The sequence below is a fragment of the uncultured Caballeronia sp. genome (assembly GCF_964243625.1).
Classification (GTDB): Bacteria; Pseudomonadota; Gammaproteobacteria; order Burkholderiales; family Burkholderiaceae; genus Caballeronia.
The window spans coordinates 1-6,929 of sequence record NZ_CAXTGZ010000313.1; the positions used below are offsets into that span (position 1 = coordinate 1).

General features: G+C 59.1%; 6 protein-coding genes. 3 read left to right on the forward strand and 3 right to left on the reverse strand.

Features of this window, described 5'->3' with window-relative positions:
- Positions 1–64: 64 nt before the first annotated feature.
- Positions 65–910, reverse strand: coding sequence for a protein-L-isoaspartate O-methyltransferase (locus tag ACFFAR_RS20015; RefSeq protein ID WP_375508332.1), 846 nt, complete (start codon positions 908–910; stop codon positions 65–67).
- 153 nt (positions 911–1,063) lie between these two features.
- Between ACFFAR_RS20015 and ACFFAR_RS20020 the strand changes: the two genes are divergently transcribed.
- Positions 1,064–2,158, forward strand: coding sequence for an FUSC family protein (locus tag ACFFAR_RS20020; protein WP_375508333.1), 1,095 nt, complete (start codon positions 1,064–1,066; stop codon positions 2,156–2,158).
- A 105-nt stretch (positions 2,159–2,263) separates the two neighbouring features.
- On the opposite strand, the gene ACFFAR_RS20025 is transcribed toward ACFFAR_RS20020, so the two are convergent.
- Together ACFFAR_RS20025 and phnA are read right to left on the reverse strand one after the other, a co-directional pair.
- The gene (locus ACFFAR_RS20025) at positions 2,264–3,550 is read right to left on the reverse strand and encodes an MFS transporter (RefSeq protein WP_174364074.1); all 1,287 of its coding nucleotides are present in this window, start codon (positions 3,548–3,550) and stop codon (positions 2,264–2,266) included.
- Between the two features lie 51 nt (positions 3,551–3,601).
- The gene (gene phnA / locus ACFFAR_RS20030) at positions 3,602–4,825 is read right to left on the reverse strand and encodes a phosphonoacetate hydrolase (RefSeq protein WP_174364075.1); all 1,224 of its coding nucleotides are present in this window, start codon (positions 4,823–4,825) and stop codon (positions 3,602–3,604) included.
- 95 nt (positions 4,826–4,920) lie between these two features.
- Here phnA and ACFFAR_RS20035 point away from each other — a divergent pair, with 95 nt between their 5' ends.
- Together ACFFAR_RS20035 and ACFFAR_RS20040 are read left to right on the forward strand one after the other, a co-directional pair.
- Positions 4,921–5,826, forward strand: coding sequence for a LysR substrate-binding domain-containing protein (locus ACFFAR_RS20035; RefSeq protein WP_174364076.1), 906 nt, complete (start codon positions 4,921–4,923; stop codon positions 5,824–5,826).
- 416 nt (positions 5,827–6,242) lie between these two features.
- Positions 6,243–6,929, forward strand: a 687-nt coding sequence (locus ACFFAR_RS20040; protein WP_375508334.1) for a filamentous hemagglutinin N-terminal domain-containing protein, incomplete at its 3' end; no start/stop codon positions are given.

Genomic DNA, 6,929 nt, shown 5'->3' on the forward strand with positions numbered 1-6,929 from the left:
CCAAAGATGCCCTGACGTCCCAGCAGTAGTGCACTGAACGTCGTCAGGCGATGCGACCTCGATATCAATCAGCGGCATCGAGCGGCTCGGAGGTCGACAGCCACCAATCGTCCCCCACGAACCACGCAGATTGGTCCGCGGGAGTTTTTCGCCTCAGCGACTTGACGGCATCGTGAGTATTTGATTCGAACGCGTTGACCAAAGATTCCCCGGTCGCATCATCGCGAGCGCCGATGCATTCGATGAACGTCGCCGGGCAAATGAACTTTGCCGCGTATGAGTCTGCGGCGACGCGTGTCACAAGCAGCATGCCGCCCAGACCGCGGTTCGGCGTCAATGGGAAGATCAGACGGCCGCTTTCATTGAGTGCTTCGATCCAGCCATTCAATGGGTGCGTCGCGCCTGCGCTCACGTAAATCAGATCCGATCGCGGCAGCACCGCATCAGCTCCGCTTTCATCCAGCACCCGAACGTGCGCCAGATGAGCAAGGTTCGACGTCGCATGCGCACCGAGCCCCGGGTTAATCTCATAAGCGGTTACGCGCCCGGCTTCCCCGGTGAGAAGCGCGAGAAGTGCCGTGTAATAGCCGGTTCCCGAACCAATGTGTGTGATGGTCTCGCCCGGCGAGATGGCCGCAGCGTCCAGACAGCGTGCATGGAGGCTCGGCTCGCCGTTGTTGATGCCTTGATCGGTCTTGAGCCCGATTAGAATGTCCTGATAGAGAACGGCAGGGTCGGATGTGTCGGTCGAGACGTATCCCGTCAGCGTGTAAGCGTTCCATGGACCGGGGCCCAGGTACTTTTCCCTTTCGACCATCGCAAATGCGTCCTCGATTCTCGGGTCTCTGCACGCGCCTTTCGCTGTTATATATCGTGCATAAAATGCGCGAAGCGCTTCTACGTTCGTCATCGAGCGCTTCTCCTTGAATGGACAAAGTCATCGTAGCAGGTAAAGTCGAGCGGAATGATCGGTTGCCAACGACCCAGTCCGCGATCTCGAAGGCCGAAATCGTTACACTGCCGCCAGTCGCATTCGCGAAAATCAGACGGGCACGGTTCCGAATTGGCGGCTACCTATCTCACGCGCCGGCAGCGTGAAGCGCTGTTGCGACAAGCGGCTGAACGGACGGACCAGACAGCAACTGCCATTGCCATTGCGGCAAGCGCCATCGCTCGCCTCACAGACGGTCGATACGCGCTTGATATGGCCCCTGGGACGCCCTCGCCTCCCGACACTCGTGCGGTCGAAATCGAAAGACTGGTCTATGTCCATGCGCTGAGGGTGGCTGTCGCATCGGTGCTCGCTTTCGCGATCGGCACATCGCTCAATGTCACGTTTGCATACTGGGGCGCGATCGCTTCAATCGTCGTGACTCAACCGGTCTCCACCAATACATGGTTGCGCGTGCTGGAGCGTGCATGCGGCAGCCTCATCGGTGGAGCGATCGCCGCTGTTCTTCTGACGAGTCTGTCCGGACCGCTGGCGGTAACGTTGGCAAGTTTGCCGCTCGCTGCGGTGACCGTTGCATTGAGGCTGGTGAACTACGGCCTGTTTGTTGTCTTCCTGACGCCGATGTTCATGCTGATGTCGGATTTCATCCACCCGGCAGAGGGATTGATTGTCGCTCGTCTTACAAACGAATTTGTCGGCGCCTGCGTCGGTGTGGCGGCGAGCTTTCTTTTCTGGCCGCTGAAGGCGAGTGATGCGCTGAATGCCGCGATCTCAGCCGCGCTTTCTGCCAACATGGCGTTCGCATCCGCCGCGCTTCGGATGACTGGAGAATCGACTGCCATGCTCGATAGCCTGCAACGCGAAGCCGGTCTGGCCAGCTCACGGCTTGAAGTTGCGAGAGAACGTATGCTCCTGGAGGGCCAGCGGCGCTCTGCGCGGCTCGAACAACTGCGGAACTTGACCGTCGCGGTGCGAGTGGTTTGTGGCGCCGCCGCGGTGATCGAAGTCCTTCGGCGCGGAGAACCCGACGCAGACGACCGGGAGCGGGCCAATCGCTACGATGAGCTGACCGCCGGGTTGCTGGAATCCTTGGCGTCGAAGGAAGCGATGCGCCTGACTCAGCCCTTAGGAGCGCCGGCAGATGACCTCGATCAGGCGATCCAGCAACTCGTGGCCGCATTTGATTATTACGTGAGAACCGTATAAGAGCGCCCTCCGCCAGGTTGAGCGCTGTTCAGCACCAAAATTGGCGAAGTGTGATCGTCGGACAGTCCGAAACGTCCTGACCCGCAGCGCAACCGGTTTGCGCCCTCAGCGTTTGATCGACATCGACAGCACGGCGCTGGCCGCGCACAGTCCTGCGACGATCGGGAAGATGATTGCTGTGTTCCCGGTCGAGTCGATAATATGGCCGATCACCGGCTCGCCAATGCCCGCAAAGATATAAGACATGGTGTTGAGAACACCAGTCGCAGTACCTGCAACGCGACGTCCGAAAATATCCGGACAAAGCGCCCAGAACGACGACGCCGGCCCGAAGACGAAGAATCCGCAAAGAAACAGCAAACCGATCGCGAGCATGCTGGCGTGCGGGATGAACATCATGATGATCGCGGTGGTCGATGCCAGCACCATGTACCAGACGATGGCCAGGTAACGCCTTCCCTGGAACAGCACGTCGGATATCCAGCTATTCGACAGCGAACCTAGCGCCATTCCTATGGGCAAGGCAATGGTGATCCACTTCGGATCGATCAGCGCCGCCGAACTCTTCCAGTCCATGCCGAGATAATGCACGGGCACCCAGACGACCAATGCATAGCGCGCGGCGTTCTGCAAACCGATGGCGAGCCCGGTGATATAAAGCTTCCAGTTCCGCAGCACGATCGAGTATCGCTGCGCGCTGGTCAGCTCGTCTTGCGCTGGAAGACGGGGTGTATCGTCCGCGGGGTCTGCCGAACGTATTGACTGGTCTTCCGGACGCTCCGATACGAACAGCAACAAGACCAGTGCGCCGAGCAGCATCGACAATGGCGCAAGCCTGAAGATCCAGATCCAGTCGAGATGCATCGCGCCCAGGATGACGACCGGGAAGACGTAAGCGAGCACCGAAGAGAAGCCGGAAAAGCCGATGTACACACCATAAACAAAACCGCGATTCGTGTGACCCCACCAGTTCGACAGCAAGCGGCTGCCGGGTGCAAAACCCATCGACTGGAAGTAGCCGTTTGCTCCCCACGCGAGAAGAAAGAACAAAAAAGTGTGGCCGAAACTGAAGACCCAGTTCGCCGCCAATGACAGGACCGCTCCACCGATCATCATGGCCTTGCCGCCGAGTTTGTCGCCGAGATTGCCGTTGACGAACTGGCCGCCGGCGTAACACCACAGCATGGTCGCGCTGATCCAGCCTATCTGATATTTCGACAAGCCGTAATCGTGCTGGATACCGGCGACGGCGAAGCCGAGGGTCTGGCGTCCGGTGTAGTAGAACAAGTAGCAAAACGTGACGCCGACCAGCGCGCGCCATTTGTACTGGGCAAAGGTGGCGCTTCGCAACACAGCCTGGGATTCCAGGCTATTTGATGTATCTGAGGGCATGCTTGTCTCCGTGCGGGGCGCAGTCTTCGCTGCGCTAGCCGGGTTGTTGTATCAGCCGAGGTGATTGAGCGCGATGTCGATCACGTCGAAATTACGCAAGCGCCGGGCGTCATCTACATCCACCAGCTTGCGGTTGAAAATGAGGGGGACTCGCTGCTCGGACAGTCCGCCGTGCGAGCGCAACGGAACGGTCAGGCCAGTCAGGTCGTGTTTGTCGGCAGCGCTGCCCAGCACCGTCAGCCGCTCTCCGAGCACGACGAGATCGCCGATCCGATCTTGAGGCACTTCGAATTTTTCGCTCGCTTGCGCCCGCGTGAATACCGCCTCCACACCCGCGATGCCGGCAAGGAAGGCAGTGACATCGCGCTGACTTTCGGGGTCGCGCAAGTAGATGGTCGCGTATCCGCCCAGCGCGCCGTGATGCACTACATAGGGATCGGTGATAGGCAGGAGCACGCGCGCGAACGCCTGCCCATAACGAGCGTCCAGCAAGTCTTGCAGGAACACGATATTCGGTCTGCCGATCGCATCGGTCTTTGCGTTCATTCCGTGGTCGGCCGTAATCGCCACGACTGCGCCGAGTTCGTGGTATCGGCTGAAATAGCCGTCCATCATCTCGTAGAACGCATTCGCTTCAGGCGTGCCTGGCGCATGCTTGTGTTGTACGTAGTCGGTCGTCGACAAATACATCAAGTCGGGACGCTCGTTGTTCAGTAAGGAAAGGCCTGCGGCAAACACAAATTGCGAAAGTTCCGCGCTATACACAGGGGGCACCGGCATATTTACCCGTGCCACGATGTTCTCGATCCCATGCTCGACAAGATTGACTTGATCTGCCTTTTCCGCTGAAAAGCAGATTCCTTTCATCTGATGTCCAAGCAGGCTGCGCAGCTTGTCCTTGGCCGTCACCACCGCTACGCGCTGGCCGGCCCGGGCGAGTTCAGCGAGGATCGTCGGAGCTCGAAGATATTTGGCGTCGTTCATCAGGACCTCTTCATTCGCTTCCTGATCGAAGAAGAAGTTGCCGCAGATACCGTGGACCGAGGGCGGCGCTCCGCAAACAATCGACAGGTTGTTCGGGTTGGTGAACGAGGGAACCACGCAGTCCCCTGCGGTCACCGTGCCAAAGGCAGGCAGACTCGCAAGAAAAGGCGCCTTGCCCGCCTGGATTGCCTGATTGATGTATTCCTGCTCGCACCCGTCGATGCAGACGATGATCGTCGGCACCGACGGCAGTCGATAGGACCGGGAATTCACGTTGATTCGTTCAGTCATGGTTGTCTCCTTCAGGTGAATGAGTACAGCGTATGATGTTCAATCAGCTCACACAATCGATAAAATATCGCTCCCCCTGTGCATAGAACTCACATATGAGACAAAAACTGCCGCCTCTGAACGCGCTGCGTATCTTTGAAGTGGCCGCCCGAGCGGGGAGCTATTCGGCCGCAGCCAAAGAGCTGAACCTGACGCACGGCGCCGTCAGTCGGCAGATCGCAATTCTTGAGGAGTGGCTCGGACAGCCTTTGTTCTTCCGGGACGGGCAAAGCATGGCGGCGTCTCCCCACGCCCGCGCGCTCGCCCGCGAGATCACAGCGGCGTTCGACCACATAGCGGATGCTGCGGAGCGCTATGGAAAAAGCCGGCATCTGAAGGTCATCCGGGTGAGCGCATCGGCCACGGTCGCAATGCGCTGGCTGATACCCCAATTGCCGTCGTTCGCTGAGCGCTGCCCGGATGTAGACGTGCGCGTGTCGACCGTCATGTCCACGGAAGCGGCGCTAAGAGGCAGTTTCGATATGGCCATACGACGGGAAGTACCGAGCAGTGGCCAGTATCAGACGTGGCCACTTTTCCGGGAGTCGAATACAGTCATTGCGAGTCCCGCGCTGATTTTGCGATCAGGCGTCAAGACCGTTGAACAATTGAGCAATGAAACCTGGTTGACAAGCGAAACCCGTCCGGGCGACTGGGAAGCATGGGTCAAAGCCGCGGGATGCCCCACGCTTCGAGCCAATCGCACGTTAAGGTTCGATCATTTTTTTGTGACGCTGCAAGCCGTGTCCGACGCATTAGGTTTCGGCATCGGACCATTTCCAACGCTCGAGGCCGATTGTGCAAGCGGCCGGCTGCAGACGCCGTTTCCTGAACTGCGGTCGTTAGGGTCTACTTACTACGCGTTGATCTCGCATGACGCTGACAAACCGATTCATATGCGGGCGTTCATCGACTGGCTGCAATCAGTTAGTGCGGACATCGAAACATCTCCGGGTTCTTAAGGCGCGAACCGCTCGGGCGGTGAATCGGAATGTGAAATGTTGAGCGGGTGTTCTGAGCATGCGACCGGCGCACAGCCCGCTTGACAAGCCGCCGGCGAGCACCGGATGCATGCACAAATACCGGTTTGCCTTCCGAACGCACTGCTATGATTAGATGTACTGTGCGGTACAGCGGCTTTCACGCCTTCCCTGGTCGCAACAACCTGCGTTCCGCGCACCGGCTTTCCACGAACCACGTTTCGGGAGCGGTCATGTTGCGTCAATCATCCAGACTGGCAAGCGAGTCGCCATTGACATCACGCAAGGGGCTGCCCTTCACATTGGGGTTTGCCCGCGCACCGCTTGCCGCGTATCGGTCCCGGCATTTCACGCGGACGCTTGCACTACCGGTGCCGCTCGCGATCGCCATGTGGTGCATGCCGGTAGCCCACGCGGCCGGACCGCTGCCACAGAATGGCAGCTTCGTCCAGGGCCAGGGCGCGATCAGCGGCGGCCCCGGTTCGCTCACGATCAACCAGTCCTCGTCCCGTGGCGTGATCGATTGGCACAGCTTCTCGATCGGCACAGGCAACACGGTCACCTTTGACAATGGCTCGGGCACGACACTCAATCGGGTGACCGGCGGCTCGCCTTCGGCAATTCTCGGGAATCTGAAGGCAACGGGCAGCGTGTATTTGGTCAACCCTCAAGGCATTCTGGTCGGTCGGACCGGCGTAATTAGCACGGGCGGTCGATTCGTGGCTTCAACACTCGATCTGTCCGATACCGCAATCATGAATGGCGGGACGCTCGTGCTTGCGGGGTCATCGAATGGGCAGGTGGTGAATCTCGGCAAGATCAGTTCCAGTGGCGGCGATATCTTTCTTATCGCGCACGATGCCGTAGTGAACGGAGGTTCGGTCAGCGCACCGAACGGCACGGCCGAATACGTCGTGGGAAAGCAAGTGGTGCTGTACGAGTCGGCGAGCAGCCGCCAGGTATTCGTGCAGATCAGCAGCAAAGGCACGGTAGTTGATCGCGGTATCACGCAGGCCGCGCAGATCAACCTCGAAGCAGCAGACGGCAATATCTATGCGCTTGCCGGGAGTGGCTCGCGCATCCGC